The sequence below is a fragment of the Glutamicibacter sp. NPDC055354 genome (assembly GCF_053644955.1).
The window spans coordinates 1,050,078-1,068,942 of the sequence record NZ_JBSHMB010000001.1 but is presented as its reverse complement, the minus strand read 5'-3'; the positions used below and the strand labels follow the sequence as shown (position 1 = coordinate 1,068,942).

Here is an 18,865-nt window from a genome sequence, read left to right as displayed (position 1 = left end):
AGTGGGGTAGCGGATCTACCCGGTTTGGCCAGTTGGCTGAAACCTCAAACCTACGGTTTCAGGGGGACATGGGATGAAGGCACGGATTTTAGTCGTTGACGATGACGAAGCGTTGTCGGAAATGATTGGCATTGTCCTGCAAAATGACGGCTTCGATGCCTCATTCTGCTACGACGGTTCCGGTGCTCTGGAAGCATTCCGTGAAGCGAACCCCGACCTGGTGCTCCTTGACCTGATGCTGCCTGGCATTGACGGCATCGAGGTATGCAAGCAGATCCGCGCGGAATCCGACGTTCCCGTCGTGATGCTCACCGCCAAGTCGGACACTGCCGACGTTGTCCGCGGGCTGGAATCCGGTGCCGATGACTACGTGCCCAAGCCTTTCAAGCCAGCCGAGCTGGTGGCCCGCGTGCGAGCCCGTTTGCGTCCAAGCGAAACCCACGCCGCGGAGACTTTGCAAGTTGGCGAAGTGACCATCGACGTGGCCGGGCACCGAGTGACCCGCGGAACCGATGTCGTGTCGCTGACCCCGCTGGAATTCGACCTCCTGGTCACCATGGCCCGCAAGCCATGGCAGGTCTTCAGCCGCGAGCAGCTGCTGGAAGCCGTCTGGGGCTACCGGCACGCTGCAGATACCCGCTTGGTCAACGTGCACGTGCAGCGCCTGCGCTCGAAGATTGAAATTGACCCGGAGAAGCCGCAGATTATCGAGACCGTTCGCGGTGTCGGATACAAGGCTGGTTCGGCAAGTTGAGTTCGCACACGTCGACCGGTGCAGAGTTGGTTCCGGTCGATGTGCATGCCCAGTCGCAGTCCAAACCCGCCCGGTGGAGCAAAATCGAGCAGTGGATCAAGCGTCCTTGGCACACCGCCAAGCTGCGTTGGCAACGCCACCTGCTGTTCCGCACCGTCATTTCGACGCTGCTTTTCACCGCGCTGGCTTTGGTTGCCGCCGGCGCCTTCCTTTCCAACCAGATCGCCTCCACGCTTTTCGAAGAGCGCGTGAACCAGATATCCAAGGAATCGGAACGCGGCCTGGTCCAGGCCCGCTCCATTCTCGAATCGGCTTCCACCACCGATCGCGCCTCCACCCAGGCCCTGGTGAATTCGACCTTGGCTTCCCTGGAAGGCGATGGCGCAACCGTAGTCCGCGATTTCGTGCTGATGCCCATTGCCGGTGACCAAAGCCTTTATGTTGGGCCAATGGCTTCCGGTTCCCTGACCACCCGCGTGATCCCTGGCGATCTCGCGGAGCGGGTTGCAGGGGAGCAAGGCATCTATTGGCGTTCCATCGAGCTGGGTGCCGATACCGCAACCAAGCCCGGTCTCATTGTCGGCACCAAGGTACTGATTCCGCCTGGACGCGAGTACGGACTGTATCTGGTCTACGACCTGTCCAGCGTGCAGGATACCCTCGAATTCATCAATCGTGCGATGGCTTTCACCGGGCTGATTCTGCTGGCAGTGGTTGGCTTCGTTGCGTGGTCGGTCGCCCGTACCGTGGTCCGCCCGGTGGCCGATGCCGCGTATGTTTCGGAGAGGATTGCTTCTGGTGACCTCGACCGCCGAATGAAGGTCGCCGGCAAGGACGAGGTGGCCCGATTGGGTACGGCCTTCAACCACATGGCCCACTCGTTGCAAGAGCAGATCACCGCATTGAATAATCTCTCGGCCATGCAGCAACGCTTCGTTTCCGACGTCTCGCACGAATTGCGCACCCCGCTGACCACCGTGCGCATGGCTGCCGAAGTGATCCACGATGCCCGCGAGGACTTCGATCCGCTTACCGCGCGGTCCGCCGAACTGATGTACAACCAGATCGAGCGTTTCCAGCACCTGCTCAATGACCTGCTGGAAGTGTCCCGCTTCGATGCCGGCGTCGCGGTGCTTGACCGTGAGTCAACGGACTTGAACGTCATAGCCCGCAAGGTTATCGATACCGCCACCCCGGTGGCTGATGAATACGGTTCGCTCATCCGCCTGAACGCGCCCAGCGACGGTTGCGTCGCAGAAGTGGATCCGCGCCGCGTCGAGCGTGTGATCCGCAATCTGGTGCTCAACGCGGTGGAGCACGGTGAAAGCAAGCCAATCGATATCACCATCGGCGCCAACCAGAGCGCGGTGGCGATCACCGTGCGCGACTACGGCATCGGCATGTCCGAAGAGGCGTGCAACCATGTCTTCGACCGATTCTGGCGCGCTGATCCGGCCCGTGCACGGACCACCGGAGGTTCCGGCCTGGGCTTGTCGATCTCGATGGAGGACACCAGGTTGCACGATGGCCGATTGGAAGCGTGGGGCAAGCCGGGGGTCGGCTCGGTCTTCCGCCTGACCTTGCCACGCAGCGAGGACCTGGAGATCGCTTCGTCGCCGCTTCCACTGGAACCGCCAGTTCCTGAAAGCCTGGCTACGGTGATTTTGGGAGACAGCTTCCCGCTGACCGGTGAAGTGCCAAAGATCGGATACACGCCGCTGGTTCTTGATCCGGATTTGGATGCGGATTCGCCAGATGACGATGTCACCAATCCGAACCTGGGCAGCAACGAGCAGAAGAAGGAAGGGGAGAGCTGATGCGGAAGAAATTCTTTTCCAGCCTCGCGATCATCCTTGCTGCTGCGCTTGCGATCTCTGGCTGCGCCTCGATTCCCAGAACTTCCACCGTCCAGCAGATTGAAGCCGGAACCGACACCAGCGGGGCTGAAAGCTATAGCTATGCGGCCGATGGACCGGCAGCAGGTGCTGATGCCAGGGCCATCGTCGAGGGGTTCGTCGAGGCTGGGCGTTCGGTATCCGAAGATTATGCTGTCTCCCGCGAATTCATGGACGCGCAGCTGAGCAACACCTGGCGCGGTGATACGCAGACGCTGATCTACGATGCCTTCAATGTGGTCAACGGGGCCGATGCGAACAAGTACACCATCCAGCTCGAAATCACCGGTGAAGTCGACGCGCATGGCGTGCGCACCGACTACCCGGATCACTCGACCCGTGCAGTGGATATCGAAGTCGCCAAGGTAGACGACGAATGGCGCATTACCAAAGCCCCGGACGGCACGATGCTCGAAGCCTCGACGTTCACCAAGATCTTTGCCGCGCAGACCCTGTACTTCTACGATGCGAGCTTCGCCTATTTGGTTCCCGACATACGGTGGTTCACCTCGGGTTCGGGCACCACCACGTCGATGGTGGAAGCCTTGTTGGCAGGACCAGCCCCGTACCTGCAAAATGCTGTCGTCTCCGCTTTCTCGACGGCCAGCGGACTGGTGCGTTCAGCGGTGCCGGTGCGCGATGGCGAAGCGACCATCGATTTGAACTCCAATACCTTCGCAGATGCTACCGACCGGAGCATCTTGCTGATGAAGCAGCAGATGGAAGCCACGCTGACCAGCCTAGCTCCGGTGGACTCGGTTAAGCTGCTGCGGGAGGAAAACGAAGTCAACCTTTCGACCGAAGACACTAACTTCGAGCCGGCTACGTCCAACCCCAGCACGCAAGATACGCTGATCGGCATTTCGGACCAGTACTTGGTCTACGTCAAGGGACTCTCGATCATTCCGGTGGGCGGCGTCCCGGATATTTCCGGATACAACCCACGGGACCCGGCCATGTCTCCGGTCGGCAATCGCTATGCCTTCCTCAACGGCCGCCGCACCCAGCTGTGGGGGATTGACGACAAGGGCAGCCTGCGCCTTTCGCTGGAGGGCGAGGAGCTCATCCAGCCGTCCATGGATCTGGCCGGCTGGACCTGGACCGCGGATAACGGGGCAGCTACCCCGATCAGGGCGGTCCCTGCCGACACCGAAATGAAGGGTGAAGCCCGTCCAATCGATGTGGCCTGGCTGGAAGATGCCCAGATCGATTCCTTGCGGATTTCCCGTGACGGCGCGCGAGCGCTGATCGTGGCAACCATCGGCAAGACCACGTCGGTTTACGTCGCCGGCGTGATCCGCGATGCTGAAGGTGTGCCCCGCGGACTCACGGATTCGCCAATGAAGATCTATCCAGAAGTTCCGGTGAATACCGCGCTATGGGATTCGGACAGATCCATTATTGTTGCCGAGCTCGGTGACGACCAAGCTGTTGAAGCGGCCCAGATCACCTTCGAAGGCGGCAGCGAGCACCTGCAGCTGCTGTTGGGCATGGTCGGCATCGCTACCGGTGTCGGCAGCCGCCGCGAAGTGTATGCCGAGACCAACGAGAAGCTGTATACCCGCGTGGGCAATTCCTGGCACGAGCTTGAGGATTTTGCCCAGGACGTCGCCTATCCCGGCTAAGCAGGACCTTGCTCCACAACTCGTTGGCGACCAGACCGATCGACGCGGTTCATCGGCCAGTCTGGCCGTATGGAAATTCGCGAAGAGTGGCTGCGGTGCGTCGATGAGCTGTCACGCAGCAGGCCCATGCGCTGGCTGGGATTCGGCACCAGGGAAATCGCGAACTTCCTGCTTCCGGCCTGTTGCGCGGTCTGCGCCCGGGCAGATTTTCGGCTTTGCCCCGAATGCCGCAGTGAAATCCAACGCCAACTGAGCCTGCCGCCCCTGCCGGACACGCATCATCTCTATGTCGAGCTTCCCGTGCTCGGCCAGCAGCTTGCCGTTAGTTCCTGCGGCGCTTACGGCAAGGAGCTGGCTCGGGCTTTGCTGGCATTCAAGAACAAGCAGCGCTACTTCCTCGTCTCGCTCTTCGCCCCTTATCTTGCTGCCGCGCTGAACGCCGGATGCATCCCGCAGCGCGCGAATCTTCCTACCCTGGTGGTGCCGGTGCCCAGTTCGCTCAAGGCAACAGCGCAGCGTGGCTACTCTCCGGTGAAGACGATGCTCGACCACGGCTTCGCTCGCGGGCTGCTGTCGGCAGATCTAGAGTGCCGCACGCTGCTGCACTACCGCCTCGGTTCTGCCTTGGGCGGGGCGCAGAAAACCAAGAGCGGTTCAGACCGGCGCGGCGGCCGGACCCATTTCGTAGCCGAGCGTGCCAGCGCCAATGGCCAGCCGGTCATCCTGGTCGACGACGTCCTAACCACCGGTTCTAGGTTGCGGCACGCGGCCATGGCCTGCCATGAGGCAGGATATGATGTCACCAGCGCGGTGGTACTGGCTTTGACGAGACCGCCAAATAATGCACCTGAACAGTAATTACGCTTACCGCGATCGGAAATTGTGAGCCCGGATACTTGAATCTTGGCCACGGTGGCATAAGGTGAAGTATGGGATGCATCACAGATGCAGCTAAAAGCCCATCTTCAGTCCGAAAGGATGGAATTTTCGGACTGTTGTGTCACCCGACTCCCTATTGGAGGACACCATGGAGCTGAACTACAGCGGACGCAACATCACCATTTCGGATCGTTTCCGTGAGTATGTTGACGAGAAAATCACCAAGGTTGACCAGCTGGCCACCAAAATACAGCGCATCGACGTCAAGGTCCTCAAAGAAGCACACGCTCGTGATCAGAGCACTGCACTGTCCGTTGAATTGACCGTTGTTGGCCGTGGCCCAGCAATTCGAGCCGAGGCTCGCGGCGCTGACAAGTTCGCGGCTTTCGACATCGCGTTCGCAAAACTGCTTGAACGCCTGCGCAAGGCCCGCGACAAGCGCAAGGTGCATCGCGGCAACCACACCCCGCTGGCTGTCCACCAGGCAACTGGCGGCCTGCCTACCGCATCGAGCGGCAAGTCGTTGGTTGAAGAAACCATCGAAGCCCAGAAAGCCGCGGAAGCTGCCGAAGTCGAGGCCAACGCCGAGTACTCGCCAGTGGTCATCCGCCGCAAGTCCTTCCCTGCAGAAGTGATGAGCGTAGATGACGCAGTGGACCGCATGGAACTGGTCGGCCATCCGTTCTACCTTTTCATCGATGAAGCCACCGGCGAGCACGCTGTGGTCTATGGCCGCACCCAGTACCAGTACGGTGTCATCTCCTTGGATCCATCACTGAACTCCAATGAAGAAGCCACCAGGGAAACTCGCGGCTACCGTGACAAAGCCTTGGCAACAGAAGGCTAGTCATCGGAACCACAACTAGCGTGGGCGGCCAACGCATTCTCAGCCTCAAGCAGGCACGAAGAATCGCGTTGGCCGCCCAAGGCCTGTCCAAGGGCAGGAAAGAACAACCCGTCACCGCGCGGAGAATCGTCAGCGCTATCGGCAGTATCGCGCAATTGCAGATTGACTCGGTGAACGTCGTTCGCAGGGCCCATTACATGCCGATGTTCGCCCGGCTCGGCGCCTATGACACCAAGGTGCTGGACCAGCTTCTGGCCAAGCCGCTCAGCCCTATCACCGAATATTGGGCCCATGAGGCCTCGGTGGTCAGCTCCGAACTCATTCAAGACCTGCGGGTATGGCAGCGCCGAACCTGGATCGATAAATCAGATGGGTTCTCCGCCGAACAGCATGACCTCTCGGATCGCGTCCTTGAATACCTGTCCAATAATCCAGGCTCCAGCGCCCGGCAAATCAGCCAGGCTTTGGAGGTCGCCCCGGTCGGGGAGAAAAAGCATTGGGGGTGGAATTGGAATGACACCAAGTTCGTCACCGAGTCCCTTTTCGCCCAAGCCAAGATCTTGACGCTGGGACGCAACTCCCAGTTTGAACGCCGTTACGCACTAGCCGCGGATGTGGTGGGCAGGCAACAGGAACTCGATGCGGCGCAGCGGCACGAGGCCCTCGCCCGGCTGGTTGTCCGGGCCATGGATGCCCTTGGCATCGCCACCGCTCACTGCGTCGCAGAGTATTTCCGTCTTCCGGTGCGCGCGGCGAAAGAAGAGCTCGCCCAGCAGGCACGTGCTGGTCTCATCGAAGAAGTACAGGTTGCCGGCATTGCCGAGCCTTGCTATTTGCAGGCCGGCACCAAGATTCCGCGCAGGATCGATCCTGACCTGCGTTTGCTGTCACCTTTTGATTCGATGGTTTTCAATCGCCGCCGGCTGGAGAAGTTCTTCGGGTTCGAATACCGCATCGAAATCTACGTGCCGGAAAATCAGCGCCGCTACGGCTACTACGTTTTCCCGATGCTTTTCGGCGAAGAGTTCGTGGGCCGAGTGGATCTGAAAGCTGACCGGGCCAGGTCGGTGCTGCACGCAAAGCAGGTGCATTACGAGCCGGGTGTCGACGCCAGTGTCGAGGCTGGATTGCGAGCCGAGCTGGATCGCATGGCGCGCTGGCTGGAACTTGAACGAGTGGAAATCGGGCTGTGAAGGGCCTGTTGATCAAATCGCTGTTCGCTATAAGAACAGCGCAAATGGGATTGAAATAGCCAGATGTGCTGTTTTCCTCACGTAGACTGAAGACGCCAGAAATTACTGTGCTTGAGATATTGGGAGCTACCACGTGGCATCATTGCTAGAACGTATTTTGCGTACCGGCGACAAGAAGATTCTGAAGACTCTTCGTAAGTACGCCGACACGATCAATACGTTGGAAGTCGAAATTCGCGAACTTTCGGACGAAGAGCTCAAGGGTGAAACCGACAAGTTCCGCGAACGTTTGGCTAACGGTGAGACGTTGGATGACTTGCTCCCAGAAGCTTTTGCGGTGGTCCGCGAAGCCTCGGACCGGGTCCTTGGCATGCGCCACTTCGATGTCCAGCTCATGGGCGGTGCTGCCCTGCATCTGGGAAACATCGCTGAAATGCGTACCGGTGAAGGCAAGACCCTGGTCGCTACCGCACCGGCTTACCTGAACGCGTTGACCGGTGACGGCGTGCACGTGGTGACAACCAACGACTTCCTCGCCCAGTACCAGTCGGATCTGATGGGTCGCGTCTTCCGCTTCCTCGGTCTGACCTGCGGCTGCATTCTCTCCAGCCAGAAGCCTGCCGAGCGGCGCAAGCAGTATGAAGCCGATATCACCTACGGCACGAACAACGAGTTCGGATTCGACTACCTGCGCGACAACATGGCGTGGAGCAAGGACGAGCTGGTCCAGCGCGGACACAACTTCGTCATCGTCGATGAGGTCGACTCGATCCTGATCGATGAGGCGCGTACCCCGCTGATCATTTCCGGACAGGCTTCGGGAGATGTGAACCGCTGGTACACCGAATTCTCCAAGATCGTCTCGCGACTGAAGCGTGAAGACGATTACGAGGTCGACGAAAAGAAGCGCACCATCGGCGTGCTGGAGTCGGGCATCGAAAAGGTCGAGGACTACCTGGGCATCGATAACCTCTACGAAGCGAACAACACCCCGCTGATCGGCTTCCTGAACAGCGCCATCAAGGCCAAGGAACTGTTCAAGAAGGACAAGGACTACGTCGTTGTCAACGGCGAAGTCATGATCGTTGACGAGCATACCGGCCGTGCACTGGCTGGCCGCCGCTACTCCGAGGGCATGCACCAGGCCATCGAGGCCAAGGAAAACGTTGAGATCAAGGCCGAGAACCAGACTCTGGCCACCGTGACCTTGCAGAACTACTTCCGCATGTACGCCAAGATCTCGGGCATGACCGGTACGGCGCAGACCGAGGCCGCGGAATTCATGGGTACCTACAAGCTGGGCGTGGTGGAGATTCCCACCAATAAGCCAGCAATCCGCATGGACCAGTCGGACTACATCTACAAGAATGAAGTCGCCAAGTTCAATGCTGTGGTTGAGGACATTGCCGAGCGCCATGCGACGGGACAGCCGATCCTGGTGGGCACCACCAGCGTGGAAAAGAGCGAATACCTCTCCCGGCTGCTCTCCAAGAAGGGCATCCGCCACGAGGTGCTCAACGCCAAGCAGCACGCTCGCGAAGCTGCCGTGGTCGCGATGGCCGGCCGCAAGAACGCGGTGACCGTTTCTACCAACATGGCCGGCCGCGGTACCGACATCATGCTCGGCGGCAACGCTGAGTTCCTGGCCGTGGCCGAGATGGAGCGCCGTGGCCTGGATGCGGAGAACAACCCGGAAGAGTACAACACGGTCTGGGACGAAGTCTTTGACAAGGCGAAGGAAACCGTCGCCAACGAATCGAAGGAAGTTGCGGCGCTCGGCGGCCTGTACGTGCTGGGCACCGAACGGCACGAATCACGCCGCATCGATAACCAGCTGCGTGGTCGCTCCGGCCGCCAGGGCGACCCGGGCGAATCGCGTTTCTACCTGTCGATGACCGATGACCTGATGCGCCGGTTCAACTCCGGGATGGCCGAGCGCATCATGAACAACCCGTCGATGCCAGATGACGTGGCGCTGGAATCCAAGATGGTTTCGCGCGCCATTGAGTCCGCCCAGGCACAGGTGGAAGGCGTCAACGCCGAGCAGCGCAAGAATGTGCTGAAATACGATGACGTGATGAACCGCCAGCGTGAAGCGATCTACGCTGACCGCCGTTCCATCCTGGAAGGCGACGACCTCGAAGAGAAGGTCGGCCACTTCCTGGAAGATGTCGTCAAGGCAATGGTCCTGGAAGCGACCCAGGTCGGCGACCCGGACGATTGGGAGCTCAAGTCGTTGTGGACCAACCTCAAGCAGCTGTACCCGATCGGCATCACCATCGATGAAGTTCTCGAAGAGGCCGGCGGAGTGGGGCACCTCTCCGCGCAGTTCCTGGAACGCGAAATCCTCTCGGATGCCCAGTACCAGTACGAAGAGCGGGAAAAGCTTGTTGGTTCTTCCACCATGCGCGATCTGGAGCGCCGTGTAGTGCTCTCGACCATCGGTCGCAAGTGGCAGGAGCACCTGTACGAGATGGATTACCTCAAGGAAGGAATCGGACTGCGTGCCATGGCCCAGCGCGACCCGCTAGTGGAATATCAGCGTGAAGGCTACACCATGTTCCAGACCATGATGGAAGGCATCCGCGAGGAAAGCATCGGAACCCTCTTCAACTTGGAGATCCCCACCGGAGCTGAAGCAGCTGCCGCGCCAGCGGTTGACGAATCGGCGAAGCCGAAGAACCTGCAGTTCACCGGCCCGGATGAAGATGGCGAAGCCAGCACCACTCGCGCCCAGGCAACGTCGAGCAAGAAGAAGAACAAGAAGGCCAAGCGCAGCTAGATTAGCTCCACATCGGTCACCTGCCACCGTCCGTGCCAGGGCTCAATTTTCAGAGCCACGGCACGGACGCGGTATTTAAAGCCCAAGATGACTGTGCATTCCCAAGAACCTGATATGCACCGGTCCAGGTGCAATGAGATGATCTGCCCGTGTGCCGTGCCCGGCAGCGGCTCGAGCGTGTAGCACTGGGTCTCCAGGAGGGCCCGGCGCCGGAGCTTGGCAATGCAAGAGGGCTCCATCACGAATGCCAGCTGATTCACGGTGCGGTACCCAGCCACGATTTCGAAGACCGCGCGGGCTACTGCATGCGAAATCTCAACGATGGCCCGGTGCTCGCTGCGGTAGACAGCAGAGCGATGGAAGATATTGTCCATTGCCCGACGCAGGTGAGCCGGAGCCTGGCATGGATCGGCAGCCGAGGTGGCGCCAGCCGGGTTCGGGTCTGGGAGGTTGGCTGCGTAGATGTCCGGTTGATAGTAGCCGGTGTTGGCGCTAAGGGGGCTGATGGCGATGGTGCTCATGATGACTCCTAGTTGGGCGTGGGGAAGTTCTTGAATGCGCTTAGCCGGCTGGCGGTAGTTCAAGTACCGTTCCAACTCGCAGCAGGTCCGGGTCGGTGCCGATGGACTTCTTGTTGCGTTGATAGATCTTTGGCCAATAGGCAGAAATTTCTTCCACGGTGGCCTGGGCACCTAGATGTTCTGCCGCTATGGTCCACAGATTCTGCCCTTCAGCGACGACAACTTCTGTGCGTTGCACCGAACGTTGGCCTGGATTCCTGGCCCCGGGGGATACCAGTGGGCTCAGGGGAACGCTCATGGATTCGGGGAACCATTGCGGGCTCGGTACGGAGTTTTGCTGCGGGCCTGCATAGCTGGCTAGTTCTTGGCTGGCGTTTTCCGCCGGGACCTGTGCCAGGGAAACTGCCAGTGGTTCACCCGCGTAGGCTGCAGCGACTGAAGAGAGGGCAATCGAGGTCCCAAGCATTGAGCCTAGAATTCTCCTGCTCAGTGCGGGGGCTATTCGTTCGAAGAACCGCGCTAGCTTCGGCTTGCGGTGGGTGAAGGCCCAGCGGATCATCTGGGCCAAGGCCACGCGCAGCAAGTACAGCGTAAGTAACGCCAGGAACGAAAGGCTGACGAGAAGCCTTATGTGGTCCGCTGTGGCGAGCCCATCGACTGGGGACCGGAAGTAATCAGATATCCACTGGATGCCCACATAGATAATGACCAATGACGCTGCCGAAAAGAGCAGCAGCACGAATATTTGCCGTTGGCGAGACACCCGAATCACTTCCTTGAATGAATTTTGATGTCATTTGATGTTGTTTGATGTTAATAGTGACACTTAGAGATCGTTTTGTGAATAGGGTTACGCAACAATGTTTATTCTCGTACAGTGGGCGCATGCGGTGGGATTCACTCTTCGACGACTTGGAGGCTCAGCTAGCAGAACAGAGCCGGGCGCAGCTGCGTGAAGAAATTGCCGAAAACATCAGGGTTGAACGGGCAACTGCCGAACTGCTGCCTACTCTGATGCGGTTCTACGGACACGAATTGAGCCTCCGGCTGGCCGGGGGAACCGAACTCCGCGCGAAGCTCGGCCCTTGCGCGACCGATTACATCTGCCTGGAAACAGAGCAGGCCCAATGGGTGATCCGCAGTGGAGCGATTGAATCCTTTGCCCTTCCGCCGAGGCGCGCACCTGCGGTGGAACGGCGGGCGCCGGGCCGCTCGGTGAAGTTTTCCTCGGTTCTGCGGGGATTGCTCCGGGACCGCGCACGATGCCATGTTTTTGGCCGTGCGGGCAGCTCCATGGCTGAAGGAACTCTGACTCAGGTAGCCAAGGATTTTTTGATTATTCTGGTGCATCCTCGCGATGAATTCGCCAGAGCCCAGCAGGCCTCAACGCAACTGCTGATTCCACTGGATGCTATCGGATGGGTCGAAGCGATCACTCTTTCGTGATCCACAAGTGCACGCAAGGTCTTTCCAGCAGGACCAAGTTGTCGTAGGCTCACCATCCATAAGCACCTATGCTGGCGGAAGGTCAAAGCCTTGATCACAGAACAGATCGCCCAGGACGCGCGGACAACCTCGGCCTCGCGTGTGCGACGGCCTAGTTGGAAGGACCCACGCCTGGCTCTCGGCGCGGTGCTCGTAGTGGCTTCGGTCGCGGGAACCGTGTACCTGGTCGGCGAATTGCATCAGACGTCCACGGTGTATGTCGCCAGCACCAATATCACCCTCGGAGAAAAGCTGACCAGCGAGAACATGAAAACTCAAGAAGTCCAGCTTGGCGAAACTCTCGAGAACTACGTGCACACAGATGCGCAGCTCGGCCAGGACGCCCGAGCGAACACCTTTATCAGCGAAGGGCAGCTGATTCCAGTCACCTCGATAATGCACAGTGAAGTGGGATCGCGCAGGCCGGTCAATGTCGATCTTCCGGCAGACCTTTCTTCGTCGATTACCCCCGGTAGCTTCGTTGACGTATGGATTGCCAAACGCGAAACCAGCGGCAGCACCTACGGAGTCCCGGAAAAGCTCTCCTCCATGGTCGAAGTCGCCGCACGCGTTGAAAGCGGCGGGGGACTGGTGGGAACCCAAGGCACCAACCTGGAACTGCTGGTGGAACCGAATCAGCTTGAACCGCTGCTTCAAGCGCTGGCCAACGAATCGAGAATTATCGTCGTCTACAACCCGGCCGGGACCGAACAATGAGTATTTCGGTCGTAGTGCTCGGCGACCAGGAGAAAATCGTCCGGCAAATCGAAGGGTACCGCGGGGAACTGATGGTCACCCGCGTCTGCTCCGGCATAGCCGAAGCCATTGCCGCTTGCGATACCGGAATGGCTGATGTGCTGATCGTTGCCGACGCCCAGCTGGTGCCGCCCATGGAACAACTTGATGCGTTGCTGATGCGCCAGACAGCGGTTGTCCTGTTCTTTGACCGGCCCGAAGACTGGAAGCCATTGCCTGATGTCCTTCATCTGCCTGCGGATTCCGGCATGGCCGAGCTGGAAGGACGCATCAGGGGCGTAGTTCAGTCATTGAATCATTCTGGAACCGACGGAACGCTCGCGGTTCCCGAACCGGAGGACGACTCTACGGGCCGGAACGGAAGAATCGTCAGCTTCTGGAGCGCCCCTGGATCTCCCGGGCGCAGTACCGTCGCGCTGAATTATGCGGTGGAAACGGCGGCAGCAGGAAAAACCGTGGTGCTTCTGGACGCAGATACCTACGCCGCCAGCATCGCCATTCAATTGGGGCTCATGGACGAATCGGCATCCATCGCGCAGTTGTGCCGTGCCATCGACGCCGGCTCGTTGGATGTTGCCCGACTCAACGCTGCATGTTCCTTGGTCCAGGTCGGGGAGGCGACCATGCGCGTGGCGACCGGAATCCCGCGTGCTAGCCGGTGGCCCGAGGTCCGGGCCTCGGCGCTGCGGCGAGCGGCCATGCTGCTCAAAGTTCACTACGACCTGGTCGTATTGGATTTGGCTCCGTACATTGAATTGGACGAACAGCTCAGTTTCGATACCCAAGCACCACAGCGAAACGCTGTCACCGTCGAGATGCTCCAGTGCTCCGATGAGCTTTTCATGATCGTGCGTGCCGACAGCTTGGGAATTCCGCGTGCACTTCGCGCCATCGACGAATTGGAGGATGCACTGCCCGGGCTGAATCCTAAAATCGTCTTCAACCGCGTGGGAGCCAGCAGTACCGGGCGCAGCCCGAAGCGCAGGTTGATTGAAGCGTGGGACCGGTTTGGGCCGACGCACCAAATCGCAGGGTATCTGCCCGAGGACAGCGCCGCGTGCAACGCGGCAGTGCTGGGAGGAAGCCCATTGCTCGAAATCGCACCTCGGTGCCTATTGCGTATGGAAATACGGTCTTTGGCCGGCATAAATTCCACGGATTCACCCAAGAAATGGAATAGTCGTCGATTTCGCTCCGAAGCTTGAACCCCAGAGGTGAAAACCGAGTAATGTGGGTAAAACTAGAGATCCGCAAAGGCGCGGGTTGATCGAACTTTGTTCTTGGAGGCGTTCTTTTGAACTCGTCGGAATCCAGCATGTCAGAATCATTCATGGATGAGACACTCACCTCGAAATTGGTGAGCGAGTACTATGGCCAAATTGCGACCGAAGACGTGGCGGCCTACCGGCCAGACGAACTCGAAGCTCGCGTGGCAGCACATCTGGAAATCGGGTATCAGCGTGATGCTGAAAACGCTAATGTCGCCATTACCCGCAACAACGGAATTTCAGTGGTCCACATCGTCACCGATGACATGCCATTCCTTGTTGATTCGGTAACTGCCGCACTAGTGCAGCTGAATTCACCAATTCAGCTGGTAGTGCATCCGACGTTCGTTGTCTCCCGCAAGACCGAGACCGGCGAAATTTCAAAGATCAGCCATGCTGGTCTGCAGCATGTTGCCAGCGGTGACACCGCTGCGCTCTCGGATTTGAGCACCCTGATTTCGGCCGGTGCAGAAACCCGCGTCGAATCGTGGATTTCAGTCGAGCTCGCTCGCGAGCTCAGCGATGAGCAGGCCAAGGAATTTGTTGAGCGCCTCTATAGCGTTCTGGCAGATGTGCGTGTTGCAGTGAAGGACTGGCCGGCCATGCTGGACCGGGCCAAGGATATTGCGCAGAGCCTTCCGCAGACTCCGAAGGCTGAGGAAATCGCCGAGGTGCAGCAGGCATCGGAGCTGCTGGACTGGTTAGCTGACGGAAAGTTCACGTTCCTGGGCTACCGCGACTACTCGCTGGAAACCATCAACGGCGAAGACGTCCTGGTCGCCCGCCCAGGCAGCGGCTTGGGACTGATGCGCGATCTGGCGGACCAAGGTCCACAGCACCTGACCAAGCGCGGCCGCATCACCGCTCGCGACAAGCGTGCGCTGATCGTGACCAAGGCGAACTCCCGTTCCACCGTTCACCGTGGCGTGTACCTGGACTATGTCGGAGTCAAGAGCTTCGATGCCAATGGCGAAGTCAACGGCGAACGCCGTTTCATCGGCCTCTTCTCCTCCAGTGTTTACACCTCGAGCGTGAAGACCGTCCCGCTGGTACGCGAAAAGGTTGAAGCGGTGCTGAAGCGCACCGGCTTCGCGCCTGATTCCCACTCGGGCAAGGACATCACCACTATTCTGGAAAGCTACCCACGCGATGAGATGTTCCAGATCTCCGTCGACGAGTTGACCAAGATTGCCCTCGGTATCCTGCGCCTGCAGGAACGCCGCCGCACCTCGGTCTTCCTTCGCAAGGACGACTACGGCCGCTTCGTCACTGCCATGGTGTTCCTGCCACGTGATCGTTTCTCCACCGCAGTGCGCCTGCGGGTGGAGCAGGAGCTGCAGCGCAGCTTCAACGCAGAATCCGTTGAATATGAAGCGCAGCTGGGTGCGGGCGCGCTCGTTCGCTTGTTCTACCGGCTGCGCCTGCAACGCCACGGACTGGCCCCCGTGGTTGACCGCAAGGCACTGGAGAATCGTATTGCCAAGGCCGTGCGCTCCTGGTCTGACGCCATCGTTGACACCGCCCGCGCGCGTCTGGAACTGGGCGATGCCAACACGCTGTCCAACGCTTGGGCCGAAGCTTTCCCGGCTTCCTACAAGGTGCAGTTCGAAATCGAAGATGCGCTGAAGGATATTGACCTGCTCACCGAGTTGAGCAGTCCAGAAGTCGATGGCCCGGTTGTCTCCTTCTACGATGACGAGAAGCAGGATGAGGATTCTGCTGTTTCCAAGCGCATGAAGATCTATGTGACCAAGCCGCTGCTGCTCTCGCGCATACTGCCAGTTCTGCAGCATCTGGGTCTGGAAGTCGTCGATGAACGCCCCTACGAGCTGAATCCAGAAGGAATCGGCGAACGCTACATCTACGACATGGGCCTGAAGATCGATGAGGAGATCAACTTCCAGGCCGTGGAAGCCAAACTGGCTGAGGCCTACTGCGCAGTGGTCCGCAACCTCGCCGAATCCGACAGCCTTAACGCACTGGTGCTGCACGAGGGACTCACGTGGGAGGAAGTCTCGATGCTTCGTGCCTACGCCCACTACCTGCTGCAGCTCGGGGTTCCGAACTCCACTGGCTTCATCGCCAGCACCCTGGTTGGCAACCCGTCAGTCACCCACGCCATTGTGGAGCTGTTCCAGGCCACCTTCGACCCGCAGCTGAGCTCCGTGGCTTCGGAAGCTGCTCGGCAGAAGGCGCACGCAAAGGTCGCCGAAGCGTTGGAATCCGTGCCAACGTTGGATGCCGACACCTTGCTGCGCCGTTTCGTGAAGGTGATCGAAGCGACCAAACGCACCAACTACTTCACCACTTACCAGGCACTGGCATTCAAGCTGGCCCCGGAAGAGATCGATTTCGCGCCATTCCCGCGTCCGAAGCACGAACTGTGGGTCTACTCGCCGCGGGTTGAGGGTACCCACTTCCGCTTCGGCGCCGTGGCCCGCGGTGGCCTGCGCTGGTCCGATCGCCGAGAAGATTTCCGTACGGAAGTGCTGGGTCTGGTCAAGGCCCAGATGGTCAAGAACTCCGTCATCGTGCCAACTGGTGCCAAGGGCGGTTTCTACGCCAAGCAGCTTCCCAATCCAGCTCTCGACCGCGGTGCATGGATGGAAGAAGGCAAGGGCGCGTACAAGGTCTTCATCCGCACCCTGCTGGAGCTGACCGACAACATGGTTACCGACGAAAACGGTGAGCACATCGAAGCCCCTGCCAACGTGGTTCGTCGCGATGGCGATGATTCCTACCTGGTGGTCGCTGCCGACAAGGGCACCGCGAGCTTCTCCGATATCGCCAACTCGATCTCGGCTGACAAGGGCCACTGGCTGGGCGATGCCTTTGCTTCGGGCGGCTCGGTGGGCTACGACCACAAGGGCATGGGCATCACCGCACGCGGCGCCTGGGAATCGGTGAAGCGCCACTTCTTCGAGTTGGGCATCGACACCCAGAAGGACGAATTCACCGCCGTCGGCGTGGGCGATATGTCCGGAGACGTGTTCGGCAACGGTTTGCGCCGTACCCCCACCGTGAAGCTGGTGGCGGCCTTCGACCACCGTGATATCTTCCTGGATCCGAACCCGAATCCCCAGGTCGCCTTTGACGAGCGCCAGCGCCTGTATGATCTGCCACGCTCCAGCTGGGCAGACTACAACAAGGAGCTGCTCTCGGCCGGAGGCGGCGTGTACTCGCGCAGCCTCAAGTCCGTGCCGGTTAGCGCCGAGGTCCGCGAGGTCCTGGGCTTGGACGCCGGCACCACCAAGCTGAGCCCTAACGAACTGCTCAAGGCCATCCTCTCAGCGCCAGTGGACCTGCTCTACAACGGCGGTATTGGTACCTACGTGAAGTCAGCGGCTGAAACCCACGGCCAGGTCGGCGACCGAGCCAACGACGCCATCCGCGTCGACGGCGCAGATCTGCGCGTGAAAGTTGTTGGCGAAGGCGGCAACTTGGGCATGACCCAGCTGGGCCGTATTGAGGCAGCCCGCAAGGGCGTCCTGCTGAACACCGATGCCATTGACAACTCTGCTGGCGTGGACACTTCTGACCGCGAAGTGAACATCAAGATCTTCGTGGACCGCCAGATCAAGGCGGGCAATCTCACCGAGGCTGAACGCACGGAGTTCCTGCTCTCGATGACCGATAACATCGGTGATCTGGTGCTGACGACCAACTTCGAACAGAACGTGTTGCTGCTCAATGAGAAGCATGCGGCACTGACCTGGACACCAGCGTACGAGCGCCTGATGCAGTGGCTGGAAGCCCATGCTGACTTGAACCGTGGCTTGGAGTTCTTGCCAAACGCGGATCAGCTGGAAGAGCGCCGCGCCGCTGGCGAGGCGATGACCACCCCAGAGCTCTCGGTGCTGGCCGCATACGCGAAGATCCAGCTGGCGAACGCGCTGACCGAATCCGATCTCGCCGATGATCCGTACTTCACCCGGACCCTGCGCCGCTACTTCCCAACCAAGTTGGTAGAGCGTTTCGGGGATCAGCTCGAAAGCCATCCGTTGCGCCGAGAAATCATCGCGACCGTGATCGCCAACGACATCGTGAACATGGGCGGCATCACCTACGTCTTCCGTGCCATGGAAGAAACCAGTGCCAGCGAAGTCCAGATTGCCAAGGTCTTCTGCGCGCTGCGTGAGATCTACGGATTCGACCGCCAGTTCGATGCGATCAATGCACAGCCTGCCGGAACCGATCTGGAACACTGGGGCCGCCAGCACCACGACATGCGCCGCCTGCTGGACCGTGCCACCCGCTGGTTCATCAACCGCGTCGATCAGGAACTGCTGGTCACCGAAGCGGTCAAACGCTACGAAGCGACGGTTACCGAACTGCGTGAGGCCCTGCCAACCTTGGTTCGGGGCACTGACCTCCAGAGATTCCAGGAGTGGCGTGAAGAGGCCATGGACCAGGGGATCCCGGAGCGTCGTGCCAGCATGTGGGCGACTCAGTTCGAATCCTACGCGCTGCTGGACGTGGCAGAATATGTGCACCGCACCGGGACCGCTCCGGTCAAGGTCGCAGAAACCTACTACGTGCTCTACGACTTGTTCGATGTGGACAGCCTGCTGAATCGCATCACCAACCTTCCTCGCTCGGATCGTTGGCAGGCGCTGGCTCGTGCCGCAATGCGCGATGACCTGTACACCACGATCATCGACCTGACCGGCAACATCCTGGATGCCCACGGCGATATTGCTGACCCGGCAGAGCGTGTTGCTGCATGGGAAGAGGCAAACGCGGCTAACCTTGATCGTGCGAAGACTATGTTCGCGGAAGTGAACAGCCTGGAACGAGACGACATGGCTTCACTTTCCGTGGCACTTCGCCTCTTGCGTTCCATCGTCCGAAGGTAAATAC

At 59.6% G+C, this 18,865-nt stretch carries 13 protein-coding genes; 11 read left to right on the top strand and 2 right to left on the bottom strand.

Annotation, left to right across the window (positions count from 1 at the left end):
• Positions 1-73: 73 nt before the first annotated feature.
• From mtrA to secA, 7 genes are all read left to right on the top strand, one after another.
• Positions 74-754, top strand: coding sequence for an MtrAB system response regulator MtrA (mtrA, locus tag ACWICV_RS04895; protein WP_105656824.1), 681 nt, complete (start codon positions 74-76; stop codon positions 752-754).
• Positions 751-2,571: an MtrAB system histidine kinase MtrB gene (mtrB, locus tag ACWICV_RS04890; protein ID WP_105656823.1), complete on the top strand. Its 1,821-nt coding sequence runs from the start codon at positions 751-753 to the stop codon at positions 2,569-2,571. Before mtrA ends, mtrB begins: the two co-directional genes overlap by 4 nt.
• Complete coding sequence (locus ACWICV_RS04885) at positions 2,571-4,274, top strand: LpqB family beta-propeller domain-containing protein (protein WP_105656822.1); 1,704 nt, start codon at positions 2,571-2,573, stop codon at positions 4,272-4,274. The genes mtrB and ACWICV_RS04885 overlap by 1 nt, the downstream gene beginning before the upstream one ends.
• A gap of 69 nt (positions 4,275-4,343) precedes the next feature.
• Positions 4,344-5,132: a ComF family protein gene (locus ACWICV_RS04880; protein ID WP_454090661.1), complete on the top strand. Its 789-nt coding sequence runs from the start codon at positions 4,344-4,346 to the stop codon at positions 5,130-5,132.
• A gap of 169 nt (positions 5,133-5,301) precedes the next feature.
• Positions 5,302-6,000: a ribosome hibernation-promoting factor, HPF/YfiA family gene (hpf, locus tag ACWICV_RS04875; RefSeq protein ID WP_105656863.1), complete on the top strand. Its 699-nt coding sequence runs from the start codon at positions 5,302-5,304 to the stop codon at positions 5,998-6,000.
• 20 nt (positions 6,001-6,020) lie between these two features.
• On the top strand, positions 6,021-7,193 hold the full coding sequence (locus ACWICV_RS04870) for a winged helix-turn-helix domain-containing protein (RefSeq protein ID WP_402470791.1): 1,173 nt from the start codon (positions 6,021-6,023) through the stop codon (positions 7,191-7,193).
• A gap of 133 nt (positions 7,194-7,326) precedes the next feature.
• Positions 7,327-9,975 (top strand): preprotein translocase subunit SecA, encoded by a 2,649-nt coding sequence (gene secA / locus ACWICV_RS04865; protein WP_332594663.1) that lies wholly within the window; start codon positions 7,327-7,329, stop codon positions 9,973-9,975.
• Here the strand turns inward: secA and ACWICV_RS04860 are convergent.
• Positions 9,972-10,496: an Rv3235 family protein gene (locus ACWICV_RS04860; RefSeq protein WP_400288294.1), complete on the bottom strand. Its 525-nt coding sequence runs from the start codon at positions 10,494-10,496 to the stop codon at positions 9,972-9,974. The genes secA and ACWICV_RS04860 overlap by 4 nt on opposite strands.
• A gap of 40 nt (positions 10,497-10,536) precedes the next feature.
• A complete protein-coding gene (locus ACWICV_RS04855; RefSeq protein WP_146112239.1) occupies positions 10,537-11,259 on the bottom strand; it encodes a hypothetical protein in 723 nt (240 codons plus the stop codon).
• Positions 11,260-11,315: 56 nt separating this feature from the next.
• On the opposite strand from ACWICV_RS04855, the gene ACWICV_RS04850 reads away from it, so the two are divergent.
• The 4 genes from ACWICV_RS04850 (at position 11,316) to ACWICV_RS04835 (ending at position 18,861) form a co-directional block, all read left to right on the top strand.
• Positions 11,316-11,942 (top strand): hypothetical protein, encoded by a 627-nt coding sequence (locus ACWICV_RS04850; RefSeq protein ID WP_454090662.1) that lies wholly within the window; start codon positions 11,316-11,318, stop codon positions 11,940-11,942.
• Between the two features lie 90 nt (positions 11,943-12,032).
• Complete coding sequence (locus tag ACWICV_RS04845) at positions 12,033-12,698, top strand: CpaB family protein (RefSeq protein WP_400288290.1); 666 nt, start codon at positions 12,033-12,035, stop codon at positions 12,696-12,698.
• Positions 12,695-13,942, top strand: a complete 1,248-nt coding sequence (locus tag ACWICV_RS04840) for an AAA family ATPase (protein ID WP_332594667.1) — start codon at positions 12,695-12,697, stop codon at positions 13,940-13,942. The genes ACWICV_RS04845 and ACWICV_RS04840 overlap by 4 nt, the downstream gene beginning before the upstream one ends.
• Before the next feature lie 125 nt (positions 13,943-14,067).
• Positions 14,068-18,861 (top strand): NAD-glutamate dehydrogenase, encoded by a 4,794-nt coding sequence (locus tag ACWICV_RS04835; protein ID WP_400288288.1) that lies wholly within the window; start codon positions 14,068-14,070, stop codon positions 18,859-18,861.
• Positions 18,862-18,865: the final 4 nt, after the last annotated feature.

Bases quoted from the DNA above. Each gene is read 5' to 3' on its own strand.
- hpf (WP_105656863.1), top strand. From the start codon at position 5,302: ATGGAGCTGAACTACAGCGGACGCAACATCACCATTTCGGATCGTTTC.
- ACWICV_RS04840 (WP_332594667.1), top strand. From the start codon at position 12,695: ATGAGTATTTCGGTCGTAGTGCTCGGCGACCAGGAGAAAATCGTCCGG.
- ACWICV_RS04835 (WP_400288288.1), top strand. From the start codon at position 14,068: ATGGATGAGACACTCACCTCGAAATTGGTGAGCGAGTACTATGGCCAA.
- ACWICV_RS04880 (WP_454090661.1), top strand. From the start codon at position 4,344: ATGGAAATTCGCGAAGAGTGGCTGCGGTGCGTCGATGAGCTGTCACGC.
- ACWICV_RS04885 (WP_105656822.1), top strand. From the start codon at position 2,571: ATGCGGAAGAAATTCTTTTCCAGCCTCGCGATCATCCTTGCTGCTGCG.
- ACWICV_RS04860 (WP_400288294.1), bottom strand. From the start codon at position 10,496: ATGAGCACCATCGCCATCAGCCCCCTTAGCGCCAACACCGGCTACTAT.
- mtrA (WP_105656824.1), top strand. From the start codon at position 74: ATGAAGGCACGGATTTTAGTCGTTGACGATGACGAAGCGTTGTCGGAA.